The sequence below is a fragment of the Variovorax nivicola genome, assembly GCF_051216475.1.
Lineage (GTDB): Bacteria > Pseudomonadota > Gammaproteobacteria > Burkholderiales > Burkholderiaceae_C > Variovorax.
Genome location: NZ_JBPJZK010000007.1, coordinates 143,145 through 160,738 on the forward strand (window position 1 = coordinate 143,145; position 17,594 = coordinate 160,738).

Annotated in this window: 17 protein-coding genes; 12 read left to right on the plus strand and 5 right to left on the minus strand. The window is 65.7% G+C overall.

Features of this window, described 5'->3' with window-relative positions; genetic code table 11:
- The first annotated feature begins 28 nt into the window (after positions 1–28).
- From ACSFBF_RS25940 to ACSFBF_RS25950, 3 genes are all read left to right on the plus strand, one after another.
- A complete protein-coding gene (locus ACSFBF_RS25940; RefSeq protein WP_435472060.1) occupies positions 29–1,060 on the plus strand; it encodes a LacI family DNA-binding transcriptional regulator in 1,032 nt (343 codons plus the stop codon).
- 89 nt (positions 1,061–1,149) lie between these two features.
- Entirely contained in the window at positions 1,150–2,892 is a 1,743-nt protein-coding gene (locus ACSFBF_RS25945) for an ABC transporter permease (RefSeq protein WP_435472062.1), read from the plus strand.
- A gap of 2 nt (positions 2,893–2,894) precedes the next feature.
- Positions 2,895–4,250, plus strand: a complete 1,356-nt coding sequence (locus ACSFBF_RS25950; RefSeq protein WP_435472064.1) for an ABC transporter ATP-binding protein — start codon at positions 2,895–2,897, stop codon at positions 4,248–4,250.
- A 23-nt stretch (positions 4,251–4,273) separates the two neighbouring features.
- Here the strand turns inward: ACSFBF_RS25950 and ACSFBF_RS25955 are convergent, their stop codons facing one another.
- Genes ACSFBF_RS25955 through ACSFBF_RS25970 form a run of 4 tightly spaced genes read right to left on the minus strand, consistent with a single transcriptional unit; the run spans position 4,274 to position 7,360 of the window.
- On the minus strand, positions 4,274–4,684 hold the full coding sequence (locus ACSFBF_RS25955) for a DUF3830 family protein (RefSeq protein WP_093048441.1): 411 nt from the start codon (positions 4,682–4,684) through the stop codon (positions 4,274–4,276).
- Positions 4,685–4,715: 31 nt separating this feature from the next.
- Complete coding sequence (locus ACSFBF_RS25960) at positions 4,716–5,498, minus strand: amino acid ABC transporter ATP-binding protein (protein ID WP_435472066.1); 783 nt, start codon at positions 5,496–5,498, stop codon at positions 4,716–4,718.
- Positions 5,499–5,507: 9 nt separating this feature from the next.
- Complete coding sequence (locus ACSFBF_RS25965; RefSeq protein WP_435472068.1) at positions 5,508–6,401, minus strand: dihydrodipicolinate synthase family protein; 894 nt, start codon at positions 6,399–6,401, stop codon at positions 5,508–5,510.
- Between the two features lie 20 nt (positions 6,402–6,421).
- Positions 6,422–7,360 (minus strand): dihydrodipicolinate synthase family protein, encoded by a 939-nt coding sequence (locus ACSFBF_RS25970; RefSeq protein ID WP_435472070.1) that lies wholly within the window; start codon positions 7,358–7,360, stop codon positions 6,422–6,424.
- 175 nt (positions 7,361–7,535) lie between these two features.
- Here ACSFBF_RS25970 and ACSFBF_RS25975 point away from each other — a divergent pair, with 175 nt between their 5' ends.
- The 9 genes from ACSFBF_RS25975 to ACSFBF_RS26015 all read left to right on the plus strand — a co-directional run bounded on the left by ACSFBF_RS25975 (position 7,536) and on the right by ACSFBF_RS26015 (position 16,219).
- Positions 7,536–8,546: a LacI family DNA-binding transcriptional regulator gene (locus tag ACSFBF_RS25975; RefSeq protein WP_435472072.1), complete on the plus strand. Its 1,011-nt coding sequence runs from the start codon at positions 7,536–7,538 to the stop codon at positions 8,544–8,546.
- Between the two features lie 17 nt (positions 8,547–8,563).
- On the plus strand, positions 8,564–8,968 hold the full coding sequence (locus tag ACSFBF_RS25980; protein ID WP_435472074.1) for a tautomerase family protein: 405 nt from the start codon (positions 8,564–8,566) through the stop codon (positions 8,966–8,968).
- Between the two features lie 5 nt (positions 8,969–8,973).
- On the plus strand, positions 8,974–10,116 hold the full coding sequence (locus ACSFBF_RS25985; protein ID WP_435472076.1) for an acyl-CoA dehydrogenase family protein: 1,143 nt from the start codon (positions 8,974–8,976) through the stop codon (positions 10,114–10,116).
- A gap of 13 nt (positions 10,117–10,129) precedes the next feature.
- On the plus strand, positions 10,130–11,731 hold the full coding sequence (locus ACSFBF_RS25990) for an acyl CoA:acetate/3-ketoacid CoA transferase (protein WP_435472078.1): 1,602 nt from the start codon (positions 10,130–10,132) through the stop codon (positions 11,729–11,731).
- Positions 11,728–12,189: a MaoC family dehydratase gene (locus tag ACSFBF_RS25995; protein ID WP_435472080.1), complete on the plus strand. Its 462-nt coding sequence runs from the start codon at positions 11,728–11,730 to the stop codon at positions 12,187–12,189. Before ACSFBF_RS25990 ends, ACSFBF_RS25995 begins: the two co-directional genes overlap by 4 nt.
- Positions 12,190–12,252: 63 nt before the next feature.
- Positions 12,253–13,089, plus strand: a complete 837-nt coding sequence (locus ACSFBF_RS26000) for an ABC transporter substrate-binding protein (protein ID WP_435472082.1) — start codon at positions 12,253–12,255, stop codon at positions 13,087–13,089.
- A gap of 28 nt (positions 13,090–13,117) precedes the next feature.
- Positions 13,118–13,798: an amino acid ABC transporter permease gene (locus ACSFBF_RS26005; protein ID WP_093048470.1), complete on the plus strand. Its 681-nt coding sequence runs from the start codon at positions 13,118–13,120 to the stop codon at positions 13,796–13,798.
- A gap of 18 nt (positions 13,799–13,816) precedes the next feature.
- A complete protein-coding gene (gene hydA, locus ACSFBF_RS26010; RefSeq protein WP_435472084.1) occupies positions 13,817–15,244 on the plus strand; it encodes a dihydropyrimidinase in 1,428 nt (475 codons plus the stop codon).
- Positions 15,245–15,394: 150 nt separating this feature from the next.
- Entirely contained in the window at positions 15,395–16,219 is an 825-nt protein-coding gene (locus tag ACSFBF_RS26015) for a MipA/OmpV family protein (RefSeq protein WP_435472086.1), read from the plus strand.
- Here ACSFBF_RS26015 and ACSFBF_RS26020 read toward each other — a convergent pair.
- Positions 16,207–17,583, minus strand: coding sequence for an ATP-binding protein (locus ACSFBF_RS26020; protein ID WP_435472088.1), 1,377 nt, complete (start codon positions 17,581–17,583; stop codon positions 16,207–16,209). The genes ACSFBF_RS26015 and ACSFBF_RS26020 overlap by 13 nt on opposite strands.
- Positions 17,584–17,594: the final 11 nt, after the last annotated feature.

Here is a 17,594-nt window from a genome sequence, read left to right on the forward strand (position 1 = left end):
CACGCACGACAATCGTTTGCACCAATCCATGAGCACCAGCCCGACTTCCTCCCCCGTGACCATCCGCGATGTCGCCCGTGCCGCCGGCGTGCATGTGTCGACCGTCTCGCGCGCGCTCAGCCCCGAGAAGCGTTCGTTGATCAGCGACGAGGTGCTGCGCGTGGTGGAAGAAGCGGCGCAGCGCCTGGGCTACCGGCCCAACCGCGCGGCCTCTGCGCTGCGCACCGGGCGCACCCACACCATCGGCGTGCTGGTGCCCGACATCACGAACGCGGTGTTCCCGCCGATCCTGCAAGGCATCGAGGCCAGCGCGGCCGCGCGCGGCTACTTCGTCTTCGTCACCAACGTGGTCGACCCCGCGCTCGCGCGGCCGGTGCTCGAACGCATGCTGGCGCAGCGCGTCGACGGCGTGATCCTGGCCACCGCCACGCGCGACGACCCGCTGGTCGACTTCGTCGTCAAGGCTGGCATGACCGCGGTGCTGGTCAACCGCGCCGATGAAACCGGCCGCCTGCCGGCCGTGGTCAGCGACGACCGGCTCGCGATGAAGCTCGCGGTCGATCACCTCGTGGGCCTGGGCCACAAGCGCATCGCGCATCTCGCGGGGCCGCAGAACATCCCCACCGGCGTGGGCCGCTCGCTGGGCGTGGAGCAGGCCTTGCGTGACCACCGCATGAAGCCGTTTCGCGTGGTCGAGTGCGCGAGCTACAGCCGCGAGGCGGGCGCGACCGCAATGAAGCAGATGCTCGCGGCCGGCGCCGCACCGCAGGCGGTGGTGTGCTGCAACGACCTCGTGGCGCTGGGCGCCTACGACGCGCTGCGCGAGGCGGGACTGCGCGTGCCGCAAGACATTTCGATCACCGGCCACAACGACATGCCTCTGGTGGACATGGTCGATCCGCCGCTCACCACTATCCGCCTGCCGCACCGCGAACTCGGCTGGCGCTCGGCCGAGATGTTGTTCGCGGAGATCGACGGGGCCGCGATGTCGGCGTCGACCGTGGTGCTGCGGCCGGAACTTGTCGTGCGCAAGTCGACACGCGCGCCGGCTGCGCGCTGAGTCCGGGACGCCCATGCGAGACCCCGCCGAGGCATACTCGGGCCGCATCGATTCCTGCAAATTGTCGAAGTCGCCGCAGGCCGTCCCGCATGAAAAGCACGTCCCCGCAGCTCACCGTCACTGAAGAACGCCGTGCATTCGGCTGGGTCGATGCCCTGGTCATGCTGGCCTTGCTGGGTTTGTTCTGGAGCGCATTGCACTTCGGCAAGGGCATGCTGGTGCATTTCGATCCGGCCGCCGTGCCGCAGGTCGACAACTCGCCGAGCCTGATTCCGTACTACGCGGGCCGCACGCTGATGCGCATGTGGATCGCCTTCGGCTTCTCGCTGTTCTTCGCCATTTCCGTGGGCTACCTTGCGGCAAAGAACCGGACCGCGCGCGCCTTCATCCTGCCGGCGCTCGACGTGCTGCAGTCGGTGCCGGTCCTAGGGTTCCTGTCGGCAACGGTGACGGGGTTCATGGCGCTGTTTCCCGGCAGCCTGCTCGGCGTCGAGTGCGCGGCGATCTTCGCCATCTTCACCGGGCAGGTGTGGAACATGGCCTTCGGTTTCTATCACTCGATGGTCACCGTTCCCACCGACATGCAGGAGGCCGCGTCGACCTACGGCCTGACCCGCTGGCAGCGTTTCAGGACGGTCGAGCTGCCGGCATCGGCGCACAGCCTGATCTGGAATTCGATGATGTCCTTCGGCGGCGGCTGGTTCTTCGTCGCGCAGAGCGAAGCCATCAGCGTGATGAACAAGGACATCAAGCTGCCGGGCCTGGGCTCGTACATGGTGCAGGCGATCTCGAACGGCGACAAGACGACCGCGCTGTGGGCGGTGGTGGCCATGATCGTGTTGATCCTGGCCAGCGACCAGCTGGTGTGGCGCCCTCTGCTGGCGTGGGCGGACAAGTTCAAGATCGAGCTGACGGGGTCGACGACCCCGGCGACCTCGTGGGTCTACAACCTGCTGCGCGGCGCCTACCTGTTCACCTGGATCAGCGAGCGCCTCTGGCGCCCGTTGCTGGACAAGGCGTTCCAGGCGCGGGCTCCGATGGCGCGAATGCCGGTGAGGCTCAAGGCTTCGTGGAAGAAGCTGCTCTGGCGGGTGGTGGGCATCCTGCTTTCCGTCTGGATCGGCATCGAGGTTCTCAGGGCAGTGGCGGCTGCCACTGCCGCGTTGCATGGTGCACTGACCCTGTCCGACTTCGGGCACATCGTCTGGCTGGGCTTTCTTACGGCCTTGCGCGTTGCTGCCATGACGGTCCTGGCCACGCTGATCTGGACGCCGGTCGGCGTGTGGATCGGGTTCCAGCCGCGCGTTGCGCGATTCGCCCAGCCGCTGGCGCAGATCGGTGCGTCGTTCCCCGTGAACATGACCTTTCCGATCGTCGTCGGTTTCTTCGTGGCCAGCCACATCAGCCTCAACTGGGGCAGCATCCTGCTCATTGCCATGGGCACGCAGTGGTACATCCTGTTCAACGTGATCGCCGGCGCCATGGCGATTCCGAACGATTTGAAGGAAGCCGGGCGCGTCTACGGCCTGCGCCGCTGGAGCCTCTGGCGCACCCTGATCCTGCCGGCGATCTTCCCGTTCTGGGTGACGGGCGCCTGCACGGCAGCCGGAGGCGCGTGGAACGCCAGCATCGTGGCCGAGCTCGCCACATGGGGCGGCACCAGCCTGCAGGCGGATGGCCTGGGCGCGTACATCGCCACCGTCACCAAGACGGGCGACACGCCGCTGATCATCGCGAGCATCGGCGTGATGTCGATCTTCGTCGTGCTGATGAACAAGCTCATCTGGCGCCGGCTGTATGCCTTTGCCGAACGCCGATTCAGACTGGACTGAACATGAACACTCCCATGCCCCTGAAGGAGCCGAAGCCGGCCGTGCCGGTGGCCGAGCTCTGCGCCGTCACCAAGACGTTCATGACCGCGGGGAACCATGAACTCAAGGTGCTCGACAACATCGACCTGGCTGTCAGCGAAGGCGAGTTCCTTGCGCTGCTGGGGCAGTCCGGCTCGGGCAAGTCGACCATCCTGCGTTGCCTCACGGGGCTGATCGTGCCGACCTCGGGCCGGGCGCTGGCCAACGGCAAGTCGCTCAACGGCGTGAATCCCGATGCCTCGGTGGTCTTCCAGACTTTCGCGCTCTACCCGTGGCTCACGGTCGAGCAGAACGTGGCGGTGGGGCTGATGGCCAGAAAGATCAGCCGCGCAGAGCGCGATGCGGCTGTCGACCGGGCGATCGAGCTGATCGGCCTGGGCAACTACCACTCGGCTTTTCCGCGCGAGCTGTCGGGCGGCATGAGGCAGCGGGTGGGCATTGCGCGTGCGCTGGTTTCACAGCCCAAGCTGCTGTGCCTGGACGAGGCCTTCAGTGCGCTGGACGTGCTGACGGCGGAGAACCTCCGGCAGGAGCTGATCAGCCTGTGGCGCGACCCGGGCGGCGACCTGAGCTCGGTCTTCATGGTCACGCACAACATCGAAGAGGCGGTGGAGATGGCCACGCGCATCGTGGTCGTGTTTCCGCGCCCGGGGCGCATCGGCCTCGTGCTGGAAAACAAGCTGCCCTATCCGCGCGACACCAAGGACCCCGAGTTCCAGCGGCTGGTCAGCGTGATTCACGAGTGCATCACCACGATGACGCTGCCCGACCTGCCGCCGGAGACGCCCGTGAAGGGCGAGCCCATCTCGCGCGCGCGCACCCGCATGGAATCGATTCCGCTGGTGCCCGTGGGGCAGATCCTGGGGCTGATGAGCATCCTCAGCGACTCGCCGGACCTGTCCAACATCTACGACATTTCCGACGAGATCGGAAAGGAGTTCGGCGAGACGATCGCCATTCTCAAGGCGGCCGAAATCCTCGAGCTGATCGATACGCCGCGGCAGGAAGTGCGCTTCACCGAGCTCGGCCGAAAGTTCGTTGCTGCCGACCGGCTTGGAAAGCGCGCGATCTTCGAGGAGCAGGTGTTCAAGCTCCGGCTGTTCCACATCATCATCGCGCTGCTCAAGGAATACGAAGAGGTCGAGGCCGAGCGCGTGATCAAGGACATCGGCAGCGCCTTGCCGTACGACAACCCCGAGAAGATCTTCGAGACGATGATCGCCTGGGGCCGCTACGCGGGCCTGATGGACTACAACGCCAAGACCGGCATGGTGTTCGTGCCGGAAGACGGGGATGCGGTCGAAGACGCGCACATCTGACGACCGCCGCGGCTCGAATCAAATCAGAGCAGCTCGAACGCGATGTCCTGCGCGCCCTCCCACAGCACCTTCCTGCCGAGCGCGCGCAGCTGCTCCTTGCCTTCCACGATCGTCAGGAAGTGGTTGCCCGCAAGCGGCCCCATCTTGCTGGCGAAGCTGCAGCTGCCGTAGGCCAGGATGATCTCGGTCTCGCTGTAGCCGCCGGGATAGAACAGGATGTCGCCCACCGAAGGATGGCTGGTGTGGTTCTCGAAGCCGACGCCCAGTTCGAAGTCGCCCAGCGGAATCCAGCAGCCCTCGCCGCTCCAGCGCACGTGGATGATCTTCTGCCTGTAGGGCAGCAGCCTGGTGAACGCCTCCACGGTCTTGGGTGCTTCGGGGTTCGTTTCCGCGATGAAGCGCAGGCCCGCTGCTTCGATGCCAATTCTTGCCATGAGTGATTGATTGAAAGTAAGAGAGGTTGGGTCAGTGCAGCAGCTGGCTCAAGAAGAGCCGGGTGCGTTCGTGTTTCGGATTGCTGAAGAACTCCTTCGGCTCGGCCTGCTCGACGATGGCGCCCTGGTCCATGAAGATCACACGGTTGGCAACCTGGCGCGCGAAGTTCATCTCGTGCGTGACCGACAGCATGGTCATGCCGTCGTCGGCGAGCGAGACCATGGTGTCCAGCACCTCCTTGACCATCTCGGGGTCGAGTGCCGAGGTCGGCTCGTCGAACAGCATGACCTTGGGGCCCATGCACAGCGCGCGCGCAATGGCCACGCGCTGCTGCTGGCCGCCTGAAAGCTGCGACGGATACTTGTTGGCCTGCTCCGGAATGCGCACGCGCTCCAGGTACGACATGGCCACTTCCTTCGCCTGTTTGGGCGTGTACTTCTTGCTCCACACCGGCGCCAGCGTGCAGTTCTCGAGGATGGTGAGATGCGGGAACAGGTTGAAGTGCTGGAAGACCATGCCGACGTCTCGCCGCACCGCGTCGATGCGCCGCATGTCGGCCGTGAGCTCGGCACGGTTCACCACGATCTGCCCTTGCTGATGCTCTTCGAGCCGGTTGATGCAGCGCAGCAGCGTCGACTTGCCCGAGCCCGAAGGCCCGCAGATCACGATGCGTTCGCCGCGCTGCACTTCGAGGTCGATGTCGCGCAGCACCTGGAAGTCGCCGTACCACTTCTGCACGCCGACCATGCGGATGACGAGTTCGGCCCGGCTGTCGGTGGCCGACGCGGGCGTGTCCGGTTGCAAAGCGCTCATGGGAATACCTCAGGCGGTGGTGGTTTGAATCTTCAGGCCGAGTTCGTCGACCAGGCGCTTCGCCGCGGCGATGCCCTCGGTGCCCAGCGGCAGGCGTGGCGGGCGCGGCGCACCCACCGGCAGGCCCATGGCCGCGAGCAGGGCCTTGGTGCCCGCCACGTACGACTGGCCGGCGACGAAGTCGATCATCGGAAAGTGTTTGAACGCCAGCTCGCGCGCCTCGGTCAGCTGGCCGGCCATGACGAGGTCGTACAGGCGCGCCATTTCGCGCGGAGCGCCGTTGGACGGCACTGCGGCCCAGCCCACTGCGCCTTCGACGTACGACTCGAAACCCATGATGCCGCCGAACACCGCCATGCGGCCGTCCGACAGCCGCATGATGTCGCGCACGCGGGTCACCTCGAGCGTCGATTCCTTGATGTAGCGGCAGTTGTCGATCTGCGAGAGCCGCGCCACCAGCGGCGGCTTCAGGTCGACGTTGGCAACGGCCGGGTTGTTGTAGACCATGATCGGAATGCCGATGGCGTCCGAGATGGTCTTGTAGTGCAGGAACAGCTCGTCGTCGGTGGGGGTGCTGTAGAAGGGCGGCAGCACCATCACGCCGTCGGCGCCCTGCGCCTCGGCGCGGCGGCTCAGGCGCACGACGGCGCGCGTGTCTTCGGCGGTGGTGCCGATCAGCACCGGCACGCGGCCGGCGGCGCGATCGATCACGGTCTGCGCGACGAGCGCGATCTCGTCGTCCGACATCGACATGAATTCGCCCGTCGAGCCGAGCGGGATCAGGCCGTGAATGCCGGACTCGATCTGCCAGTCGACATAGCGCTCGAGGGTGGGCACGTCGACCGCGCCGTCGGCGTCGAAGGGCGTGACCATGATGGTGTAGGTGCCGCGGAAATCAGCCATGGGACAGGTTGCTCGGTGGGTCAGTGGGTGGAGGAAGGCAGCAGGCCCGAGGCCACGAGTGCCGCGCGAATGCGCGCCGTGTCGTCGGCCGGCACGGGCAGCAGTGGCGGGCGCGGGTCCGGATGGGGCAGGCGGCCGAGAAGATGCAGCGCAGTCTTCATGCGGTTGTGGGCGTCGAGGTAGGGCGCGCGGTAGAAGGCCCGGCACAGCGGCACCAGTCGATCGTTGACTGCGCGTGCGGCCGCCAGGTCGCCGCGCGCGACGGCTTCGTGCAGCGCCACCAGCAGCGGGGCGGCCACGCTGCCCAGGCCCGACAGAATGCCGTCGGCGCCATAGGCCAGTGAAGCGAACAGCCAGCTGTTGCTGCTGCTCAGCAGTGTGACCGGGCGCGGCAGTGCGCGCAGGGCCCGGAGGTTGTCCTCGTAGAGCTCGGGAATGTCGCTGCCTTCCTTCACGGCCACGATGGCCGGCACGTCCATGCAAAGCCGCGCCAGCGTTTCGGTCGAGAACGCGAGGCCCGAGGCGCGCGACAGCTGGAACAGCACGATGGGCAGGCTGCTCGCACCGGCCACCTCGCTCACGAAGCGACGGGCCATGTCTGGGCGCGCGCCGGCGCCCTGCGCGAACACCGCGGGCGGAAACAGCAGCAGGGCCGAGGCTCCGGCCTGCGCCGCGTCCTGTGCCAGCGCGCAGGCGTAGCGGGTGTCGTCGGCCACCACGCCGGCCACCACGGGCACGCTGCCGGCCGCAGCCACCGCAACGCTCACCACCTGGGCGCGCTCGGCGCGATCAAGCGAAGTCGCCTCGCCCGCATGCCCGTTGACCACCACCGCGCGCACGCCGGGCGTGCTGGCCACGTCGCGCACATGGGCGGCCAGCGCGTCGTCGTCGACGCGGCCGTCCGGGGTGAAGGGGGTGAGCGTGGCGGGCCAGATGCCGCCGACTCCGGAAATGTGCATGGCCATCCTGGGTTGGGTCGCTGAAGCCGGCAGTATGCAAGAAAATTGGAAACGATTGCAATAATCCCGACCAGACCGCATGGCTTGAAGTTTTCTTCTTGACTACAGGCCTTATGAAAACCTACGATAAAAAAATGCAAACGTTTACAAGAAACTGCTCTCACGAGGCCAAGCCATGGCGGTAACGCTGCGCGACGTGGCCCGTGCCGCCGACGTTTCCATTGCCACGGCCTCCCGTGCGCTGGCCGGCTCCACCCTCACCAACCACGCGACGCAGCGGCACGTGATCCAGGTCGCCGCCGCCCTCGGCTACCGCACCAACACCTTCGCCCGGGCGCTGAAAACCAAGCGCTCGCGGCTCATCGGCCTCACCGTGCACAACCTGGAGAACGCCTCGTTCCAGGTGCTCGCCTCGGTGGTGCAGACGCGCATGCAGGCACTCGGCTACCAAGTCATCCTGAGCATCAGCGCCGACGATCCCGAGCAGGAGCGCGACATCTTCAAGACCCTGGTCGACCACAGCGTCGACGGCCTGATCGCCGTGCCCAACGGTGCCAACGGCGCCCAGCTGCTGGCCATGGAGCACGCTGACATCCCGGTGATCTGCGCGGTGCGCCGGGTCGAGGGCGCCACGCTCGAATCGGTGCTCGCGGGCGACCTCGACGGCGCTTATGCCGGCACGAAGCACCTGCTGGACCTCGGACACCGGCGCATCGGCCTGATCGTGGGCATGAGCGACACCACCTCCGGCAAGGAGCGTCTCGCGGGCTACAAGCGGGCCATGCAGGAAGCGGGCCTGCCCATCGATCCGGCGCTGATCCAGGCCGGCCGCTATGCGCCCGAGACCGGCGTGGTGGCCGCCAACGCGCTGCTGTCGATGCCCACGCCGCCCTCGGCCCTGTTCGTGGCCAACCACGAGTCATCGCTTGGCGTGCTGCGCGTGGTGTCGGAGCGCGGGCTGCTGATTCCCGACGACCTGTCGCTGCTGTTCTACGAAGACTCGCCATGGTTCGAGTGGCAGCGCCCCGCCATCAGCGTGGTGGACAGCGGCGCCTTTGAGATGGCCAACCTCGCGGTCGACCGGCTGGTGCAGCGCCTCTCGGGCGTGGCCAACAGCGGGCGCGAATACCGCGTCGGCTCGCGGCTGATACAGCGCGCCTCCTGCCGCGCCATCGCGCCGAACTGAAACAACCTCTTCCCGACATGCCCTATCTCGAAATCCTGGCGCCCAGCGCCCCCGAAACCCGCAAGCGCACCGCCAGCCGCGCGCTCACCGACGGCGTCGTTGCGTCGTTCGGCGTCGAGCCCTCGACCGTGACGCTGTACTTCATGCCCGTTGCGCCCCACGACTACGCCCACGAGGGCCAGTTGGGCCACGACGGCGGGGGGGAGGGCACGCGCGTGTTCGTCAAGGTGCACGCCTACCGCCGCACGCCGGCCCAGCGCCGCGCGCTGGCCGCCGCCATCACGCCCGCGCTGGCGACCTGCTTTGCGACCAGCAGCCACAACGTGGCTGTCTATTTCCTCGACCGCGAACAGGACGAAGTCGCGCACGACGGCCATCTGGCCAGCGACGAAGCCGAGCAGCAACCCGATCACACCGCCTGAAGACCATGACCCATTTCCTCACCGAAGACCAGATCTCGCTGTGCGACACCGCGCGCCGTTTCGCCGAGGGCGAAGTGCTGCCGCGCGCCGCGGCCATCGACCGCGAAGACAAGTTCGACCGCGTGCTGTACCGCGGCATGGCCGAGCTCGGCCTGTTCGGCGTGAGCCTGCCCGAGGTGGCTGGTGGCTCGGGCTTCGACACCGTCAGCACCTGCCTCGTGATGGAAGAGCTGGCGCGCTGCTCGGGCGCCATTGGCAACGCGTTCGCGATTCCCGTCGAGGCGGCGCTCTTCCTGCACCACCACGGCAACGAGAGCCAGAAGGCGCTGATCCCCGGCATCCTCGACGGCTCCGTCGTCATGGCCACCGCAATGTCGGAGCCCGACTTCGGTTCCGACGTGGCCAGCATCACCACCACCGCGCGCGCCGTGGACGACGGCTGGGTGCTCAACGGCACCAAGGCCTGGGTCACGCTCGGCGGCGTGGCCGACCGCATCATGGTGTTCGCGCGCACCGGCAAGGAGGCCGGCCACAAGTCGATCAGCTGCTTCATGGTCGATGCGCACCAGGCCGGCGTGAGCCGCGGCAAGAACGAGGAACTGCTCGGCATGCACGGCCTGGAAGACTGTCAGATCGTGCTGCAGGACGTGCACGTGCCGAAGACTGCGCTCATCGGCGCCGAGAACGAAGCCTTCAAGACGGCCATGGGCAACTTCAACTTCAGCCGCCTGCTGATGTCGTCGATGGCACTCGGCATGGCGCAGGCCGCGATGGAAGACGCCGTGGCCTACGCCACCACGCGCAAGCAGTTCGGCGAGCCGATCATGAACTTCCAGGCCATCCAATTCATGGTGGCCGACATGGCGACCGACATTGCCGCGGCACGCCTGCTGATCCATCACGGCGCGCGGCTGCAGGACGCCGGCCACTCGATTGCCAAGGAAGGTGCGCAGGCCAAGCTCTTCACCACCGACATGGCGATGCGCCACGTGTCGAACGCGCTGCAGATCCACGGTGGCAACGGCTACTCGCGCGACTATCGCATCGAGCGCATCTTCCGCGACGTGCGCCTGGCGCAGATCTACGAAGGCACCAACCAGATCCAGCGCCTGATCATCTCGCGCCAGGTCGTGAAAGAACTGACCTGAGGACGCGGCCATCATGATCGACTGCATCACCCCCGACGCCGCTGCCGCGCTGCTGCGCGATGGCGACATGGTGCTGGCTGGCGGCAACGGCGGTTCGGGCGTACCCGAAGCCGTATTCGAAGCCATCGAGCGCCGCTTCACGGCCGGCGACGGTCCGCACGACCTCACGCTGTTCCACGTCACCGGCGTTGGCGCGCTCACCGAAAAGGGCATGTGCCATTTCGCGCACCCGGGACTGGTGCGCCGAGTGATCGGCGGCAACTTCGGCATGCAGCTGCCGTTCATGAAGATGATCCTCGCGCAGGACGTGGAGGCCTACAACTTCCCGCAGGGCGTGATGACGCACCTGTGCCGCGCCATGGCGGGCCGCCAGCCCGGCGTGCTCACGCACGTAGGCCTCGAAACCTACATGGACCCGCGCCAGGACGGCGGCCGCATGAACGCGCGCACCACCGAGGAACTGGTCGAGCTCGTGCACGTGGCAGACCGCGACTGGTTGTTCTACCGCGCGCCCGGCGTGCCGAACGTGGCGTTGATCCGCGGCACCTCGGCCGACGAAGACGGCTACGTGAGCATGGAGCACGAAGCCACCGCGCGCGAAGACCTCTCGATGGCGCAGGCCGTGCACAACGCTGGCGGCATCGTCATCTGCCAGGTCAAGCGCATCGTCAAGCGCGGCACGCTGCATCCGCACATGGTGAAGATCCCGGGCTTCCTGATCGATCACTTCGTGGTCGAGCCCGAGCAGATGCAGACCTACACCACGCGCTACGACCCGGCGCGCTGCGGCGAGATCGTGGTGCCCGCTTCGAGCATTGCGCCCGATCCGCTCGATGTGCGCCGCGTGGTGGCAAGGCGCGCAGCCTTCGAGCTGCGCCCGCGCGACGTGGTGAATCTCGGCGTGGGCATCTCCGCGATGATTCCCAACGTGGCCTCGGAAGAGGGCATTGCAGACCTCATCACGCTTACGGTCGAGTCGGGTGTGGTCGGCGGCGTGCCCGGTCACGCGCGCGAGTTCGGCACCTCGGTCAACCCGCGCGCGATCCTCGACCAGTCGTACCAGTTCGACTTCTACGACGGTGGCGGCTTGAGCTGCGCGTTTCTCTCGTTCGCGCAGGTCGACCCGCAAGGCAACGTCAACGTCACGCGCTTCGGCAAGCGCTACGACGGCGCGGGCGGCTTCATCAACATCACGCAGAACACGCAGCGGCTGGTGTTCAACGGCTCGCTCACCGGTGGCGACTTCGACATCGGCGTGGCCGACGGCAAGCTCGATATCCGCCGCGATGGTGCGTTCAAGAAGTTCGTGCCGGCGGTCGATCAGATCAGCTTCTCGGGGCGGCTCGCGCGCGAGCGCGGCCAGCAAGTGAGCTTTGTCACTGACCGCGCCGTGTTCGAACTCGAAGCCGATGGGCTCGTGCTCACGGAGATCGCACCAGGCGTGCGGCTGAAGGAAGACGTGCTCGAAAAGATCGGCTTCGAGGTGCGCGTCAGCGAGCAGTTGCGCACCATGGATGCACGCATCTTCCGCAACGGCCCCATGGGCGTGCACGACGAGTTCATTGCGAAGGCGCCGCGTCACGCGGGCGATGCTGCGCAAGGAGAGCGGGCATGAGTGACGTGTATTTCGAAGACGTGGTGATCGGCGCAGAACTGCGCAGCGAAAGCCACGTCGTGAGCGCCGAGGACATCGGCCGCTTCTGCGATCTCACGCACGACCACCATCCACTGCACACCGATGCCGACTACGCACAGTCGCGCGGCTTTCCGGGCGTCATTGCGCACGGGCTGTTCGGTCTTTCGCTGATGGAAGGGCTGAAGACCGCATTGAAGATCTACGAGAACAGCTCCATCGCTTCGCTCGGTTGGGATCAGGTCCGGTTCTTGCGACCTGTTGTTGCAGGCGATGCGGTGCATGTTGTGTTCCGCTTCACCGACAAACGTCTTTCGTCGCGTGGTGGCCGCGGCGTGGTGACCGAGAGCTTGCAGCTCGTCAACCAACGCGCGGAGCCAGTGATCGAAGCTGTGCACGTGGCGCTGGTTGCATGCCGGCATGCGACGCAGACGGCCTGACTTCGATTGCCCTAGTTCTTCTCTTTCTTTCCTCCCTGTCTTCAACGAAAGCATCTCATGCACATGATCAAACTGTCCCTGGGTTTCATCGTCGGCCTCGTGCTGAGCGGCTCGGTCCTTGCCCAGACCTGCACACCCAAGGTTTCCGCTGAACATCTGACCGCACCCGGCAAGCTCCAGATGTCCACCAACCCGACGCTGCCGCCGCAGCAGTTCGTCGACAGCAAGGGCGAGTTGCAGGGGCTGAACATCGAGCTTGGCCGCGCCGTCGCAAAGCAGCTGTGCCTCGAGCCCGTCTTCGTGCGCATGGACATGCCGCCGATGGTGCCCGCGCTGCAGGCCGGCCGCTTCGACGTGATCAACACCGGCCTGTTCTGGACCGAAGAGCGCTCCAAGCTCATGTTCCAGGTGCCGTACGGCCAGCAGTCGATGAGCATCTACACCGTGCCCAACAGCAAGCTGGCGCTGACCAAGTTCGAAGACCTCTCGGGGCACGTCGTCGGCATCGAGACCGGTACGTACGCCGAGCGCAAGTCGCGCGAATCGAACGCGGCCATGGTCGCCAAGGGCATGGCGCCGATCGACTTCCGCACCTTTGCAACGGCCTCCGAAACCACCGCCGCACTGCGCGCTGGCCAGCTCGAAGCGGGCATCAACATCGACGAGACGGCCATTGCCTTTGAAGAGCGCGGCATCGTCAAGATCCGCGCGAGCGGTCTCTACGGCACTGACATCACGCTGTCGTTCCGCGACCGTGCGGTTGCCGAAGCCGTGGCGCAGGCGCTGACCGACCTGAAGGCCGACGGCACCTACGACAAGCTGTTCGACAAGTTCCGCATGACGCGCCTGAAGGACACCACCAAGTTCGCGATCCGCGGCCCCGGCCCGGCGCCGAAGTAAGCGAGTCGAGCAAGAAGAGGGTCCGGCCGTGTTCAATTTCGATGCCTTCCTGTCCTACTTCGTCAACCCGTTCCTCCTTGGGGGCGTGGGCATCACGATCGGACTGACCATCGCGACCATCGTGATCGGCCTTGCCCTGGCGTTGCCGCTGGCGTTGGGCAGCATGTCTTCGCATCGATTGTTGTCAGCGCCGGCGCGCTTCTACATCTGGGTGTTTCGCGGCACGCCGTTGCTGGTGCAGATCGTCATCATCTACACCGGGCTGCCGCAGCTGGGCCTTCGCTTCGACGTGTTGACCTCCGCGGTGCTGGCGCTGAGCCTGAACGAAGCGGCGTACCTGTCGGAGACCATTCGGGGCGGGTTCTCCGCCATTGCGAAGGGGCAGATCGAAGCGGCCAAGGCGTTGAGCCTTTCGCGCTTCGCGACCTTGCGGCTGGTGACGCTGCCGCAAGTTTTACGGGTGATCATTCCGCCGCTGGGCAATTCGGTGAACGGGCTGCTCAAGGCAACCTCTCTGGCTTCGGTGATCTCGATGGAAGAGCTGATGCGCCGCGCCCAGGTGCTCATGCAGGAGAAATTCGAAGTGCTGGAGCTCTATTGCGTCGCGGCCTGTTTCTACCTTGTACTGACCACGCTCTGGGATCGCGTGCAGGTGCGACTGGAGCGCCACTACGGCAGGGGCTATGCGGCGGCGCGTGGCGCGGCCTGAACCGGAGTCATCTGAACCATGTCCACTTCAACTTCCGACTTCGATCTTGTGGTGCGCAATGCGCGCGTCGTCACCGCTTCCGACACCTTCGATTGCGACATCGGCATCAGCGGAGGGCGCATCGTGCAGCTCGGGGCGAAGCTCGGTGCTGCCGCGCGCGAGATCGACGCGGCCGGCCGCACCGTGACGCCAGGTGGCGTCGATGCCCACTGCCATCTCGACCAGCCGATGCCGCCGCCCACGCGCAACGCCGACGACTTCGACACCGGCACGCGTTCGGCGGCCTGCGGTGGCACGACGACGGTGATTCCGTTCGCCGCGCAGCAGAAGGGCCAGTCGCTGCGCGCGGCGGTCGAGGACTATCGCGCTCGCGCTGCGGGCAAGGCTCACGTCGACTACGCCTTCCACCTGATCGTGAGCGACCCGACGCCCACGGTGCTGAAGGAAGAACTGCCGGCGCTGATCAAGGAAGGCTTCACGTCTTTCAAGATCTACATGACCTACGACGACATGAAGCTCGACGACGGCCAGATCCTCGACGTGCTGGCGGTGGCGCGTGAACACGGCGCAATGGCGATGCTGCATGCCGAGAACTCAGACTGCATCGAGTGGCTGACCAAGCGCCTGGAGGCTGCTGGCCGCACCGCGCCGCGCTTTCACGCGCATGCACGGCCGATGCTGGTCGAGCGCGAGGCAACGCACCGCGCCATTGCGCTGGCCGAGCTGGTTGATGTGCCGATCCTGATCGTGCATGTGTCGGGCCGCGAGGCCGTCGAGCAGATCCGCTGGGCGCGTGCACACGGCCTGAACGTGTTCGCGGAGACCTGCCCGCAGTACCTGTTCCTCACCGCAGAAGACCTGGGCATCGACGACAGCTACAAGGGCGCGAAGTGCGTCTGCAGCCCGCCACCGCGCGACAAGGCCAACCAGCAGGTGATCTGGGACGGACTCAACGACGGGCTCTTCACCGTGTTCTCGTCGGACCATGCGCCGTTCAAGTACGACGCGCCGGAAGGCAAGAAGCCCGATGGTGCAGAGGTTGCGTTCCGCCACATCCCCAATGGCATTCCGGGCATCGAGACACGCATGCCGCTGCTGTGGTCCGAGGGCGTGCTCTCGGGCCGCATGACGGCCAACCGTTTTGTCGAACTCACGGCCACGGGCCCGGCCAAGGCCTACGGCCTGCATCCACGCAAGGGAACGATCGCGGTGGGTGCGGACGCAGACATCGTGATCTGGGACGAACGCGACTTCGTGCTGAAGAACGAGCAGCTGCACCATGAGGTCGACTACACGCCCTACGAAGGCATGCGGCTCAAGGCCTGGCCGGGCGTGACGCTGAGTCGCGGCGAGGTGGTGTGGGACGGCGGCGGCTTTCATGCGCACTTGGGACGTGGCGAGCTGCTGGCCTGCGGCGTGCCGACGTTGATGCCCAGGCGTCGTTGAGAGAACGTCGGAGGCCGCCAGTCGATGACATCGCGAACCGGTTAATCAAATCTTAAAACAGCTAAAAACTTATTAAAGCCATCCCTTCAGCATCGGCTCCAGAAGGCGACGACATGGTGTCTGTCGCCGACCATTCGTACTGGAGCCTCCATGTTGAACCACCTCAAGTCAAACTTCCTTTCGAGTCAAGACAAGAACAGCCGCGCGCGCATACCTCTCAGAACCATCGCCGCGGGCATCGCCTCTGCGGCATGCGTTTCGTCGGCGTGGGCGCAAGTCGCGCAAGACCAGCTCTCCGAAGGGGGCGCGCAATGGGGCATTGGCATTGCTGCAGGCATGGAGCGCAAGCCCTACCGTGACTTCGACAACAAGGGCCTGGCCATCCCCATGCTCACCTACGAGAACAAGTGGGTCAGCGTTGCGTTCCCGAGTGCCGATTTGAAGCTGACGTCCGTAGGGTCTGTCTCTTTGCGGCTGCGTGCGCGCTACGGGGGCGATGGCTATGAAGCCGACGATTCGCCCTATCTCAGCGGCATGGACAAGCGCAAGGGCAGCCTGTGGCTGGGCGGAGCAGCCATCTGGCGCAACGACATTGCCAACCTGTCGGCCGAGCTGCTGGCCGACGGGTCGGGCAACAGCAAGGGCACGAGGTTCAAGGTGCAGGTTGACCGGCGCTTTTCTTCGGGGGCCTTCGGCTTCACGCCGCGCCTGGCTGCGCATTGGGTCGATCGCAAATACGTCGACTACTACTACGGCGTGACGGCAGCCGAGGCCCGATCCGACCGGCCCGAATATGCCGGCAAGGCCACCGCCAACATCGAAGTGGGCCTGCGCGTGGACTACGCCGTGGCGCCAAAGCAGGCAGTCTTCCTGGACGTGAGTGCGACCAGCTTCGGTAGCGGCATCAAGAACAGCCCGCTGGTCAGCCGGTCGAGCCAGACCGGCGTGCGCCTCGGATACGTCTACAGGTTCTGAGAAGAGGTCGACGGGGGCGGCGCTGCCGCCGCCGGGAACACCACCCGGATGGCAAAGCCCCGCCCTTCCAGCCCGTCCCCGGTCTCGATCGTTGCGTGATGCAGCTGCGCGATTCCGGCCACCAGCGACAGGCCGATGCCGCTTCCACGCGCGGAGGTGCCTGCGGCCCGATGGAAGCGCTCGAAGATCGCCTTGCGTTCCGACGGCGGCACGCCGGGACCGTCGTCTGCCACTTCGAGGTAGACCTTGTGCGTTTCTTCCCATCCGGTGGCTGGCTTATGGCCACAGCTGACCCGGACGCGCCCGCCTTTCGGGGTGTAGCGCAGCGCGTTGTCGATCAGGTTGCGCAGCAGGATGCCCATTTCGTCGATGTTGCAGTGGATGGTGCACTTGCGAATATCGAGCAGGATCGAGCGCTCCTGCTGCAGGGCATGGGTATCGAAATCGCGGGTCACGTGCAGGATGAGATCGCTCAGGTCTGCCAGCATGTGCTGCGGAGCGTTGGCACTCGCATTCAGACGTGCCAGGTCGAGCAACTGTTCGGACAGCCGCGAACTGCTCTGCGCGACCCGAAGCAGCTTTGTCAGTGCCACGTCCTTGTCGGCCGCGGTGTTCGCACGCAGCGCGATCTGAGCCTGCGCCTGCAGCGCGGCCAGCGGCGTGCGCAGCTCGTGCGCAGCATCGCCGATGAAGCGGCGCTCGCCTTCGATCGACTCGGAAAGCTGCTCCAGCAGATGGTTGAAAGACGCAACGAGCGGATGCAGTTCGCGTGGCAGGGTGGCCGAAGACAGTGGCGTGAGGTCGAACCTTTGCCGGCTTCGCATGGCAGCCTCCAGTGCCACCACCGGTTTGAGCGAACTGCGCACCACCAGCCACATCAGCGCGCCCACGATCAGCAGCAGGATCGAGTTGAGTACCAGGCCAATCACCGCTTCATGCTGCATCTCGGCATCGACCACGCTGTGGAGATTACCGACTTGCACGTAGATCCGGCTTTCGAAATCCGACACTGAATAGACGCGCCAGCGCCTTCCCTCGATCACTGTAGTGGCAATGCCATCCTCGAAGTCAGGCCGCAGCGGGGATTCAGGGGCACCGGGCGTACGCACGGACAGCCGTTTGCGGTCAAACCAGACTTGAAAAACAAGCTGAGTGCTCTCTGCCAGTGCAGGATCCCGCAGCTGCAGTCCTGGCCCTGTCGTGACCATGTCCTTGCCTGCAGGAATTGTCAGCAGGATGCGCGTGGCGATGGTCTTGAGCTTGTCGTCCCAGATGCTGGTCTTGTTGTGCGTGAGATACGCGAAGAGCACCGCGAGCGCCACGATCCAGCACAGGACGATAGTCGCCCCGAGCATCAGGATCATTCGCGCATACA

What these genes read in the sequence shown, in the direction of transcription:
- ACSFBF_RS26020 (WP_435472088.1), bottom strand. Translation starts at nt 17,583, where the DNA reads ATGATCCTGATGCTCGGGGCGACTATCGTCCTGTGCTGGATCGTGGCG.
- ACSFBF_RS26015 (WP_435472086.1), top strand. Translation starts at nt 15,395, where the DNA reads ATGTTGAACCACCTCAAGTCAAACTTCCTTTCGAGTCAAGACAAGAAC.
- ACSFBF_RS25955 (WP_093048441.1), bottom strand. Translation starts at nt 4,684, where the DNA reads ATGGCAAGAATTGGCATCGAAGCAGCGGGCCTGCGCTTCATCGCGGAA.
- ACSFBF_RS25995 (WP_435472080.1), top strand. Translation starts at nt 11,728, where the DNA reads ATGAGTGACGTGTATTTCGAAGACGTGGTGATCGGCGCAGAACTGCGC.
- hydA (WP_435472084.1), top strand. Translation starts at nt 13,817, where the DNA reads ATGTCCACTTCAACTTCCGACTTCGATCTTGTGGTGCGCAATGCGCGC.
- ACSFBF_RS25945 (WP_435472062.1), top strand. Translation starts at nt 1,150, where the DNA reads ATGAAAAGCACGTCCCCGCAGCTCACCGTCACTGAAGAACGCCGTGCA.
- ACSFBF_RS25985 (WP_435472076.1), top strand. Translation starts at nt 8,974, where the DNA reads ATGACCCATTTCCTCACCGAAGACCAGATCTCGCTGTGCGACACCGCG.
- ACSFBF_RS26000 (WP_435472082.1), top strand. Translation starts at nt 12,253, where the DNA reads ATGATCAAACTGTCCCTGGGTTTCATCGTCGGCCTCGTGCTGAGCGGC.
- ACSFBF_RS25960 (WP_435472066.1), bottom strand. Translation starts at nt 5,498, where the DNA reads ATGAGCGCTTTGCAACCGGACACGCCCGCGTCGGCCACCGACAGCCGG.
- ACSFBF_RS25940 (WP_435472060.1), top strand. Translation starts at nt 29, where the DNA reads ATGAGCACCAGCCCGACTTCCTCCCCCGTGACCATCCGCGATGTCGCC.
- ACSFBF_RS25980 (WP_435472074.1), top strand. Translation starts at nt 8,564, where the DNA reads ATGCCCTATCTCGAAATCCTGGCGCCCAGCGCCCCCGAAACCCGCAAG.
- ACSFBF_RS25975 (WP_435472072.1), top strand. Translation starts at nt 7,536, where the DNA reads ATGGCGGTAACGCTGCGCGACGTGGCCCGTGCCGCCGACGTTTCCATT.
- ACSFBF_RS25990 (WP_435472078.1), top strand. Translation starts at nt 10,130, where the DNA reads ATGATCGACTGCATCACCCCCGACGCCGCTGCCGCGCTGCTGCGCGAT.
- ACSFBF_RS25965 (WP_435472068.1), bottom strand. Translation starts at nt 6,401, where the DNA reads ATGGCTGATTTCCGCGGCACCTACACCATCATGGTCACGCCCTTCGAC.
- ACSFBF_RS25950 (WP_435472064.1), top strand. Translation starts at nt 2,895, where the DNA reads ATGAACACTCCCATGCCCCTGAAGGAGCCGAAGCCGGCCGTGCCGGTG.
- ACSFBF_RS25970 (WP_435472070.1), bottom strand. Translation starts at nt 7,360, where the DNA reads ATGCACATTTCCGGAGTCGGCGGCATCTGGCCCGCCACGCTCACCCCC.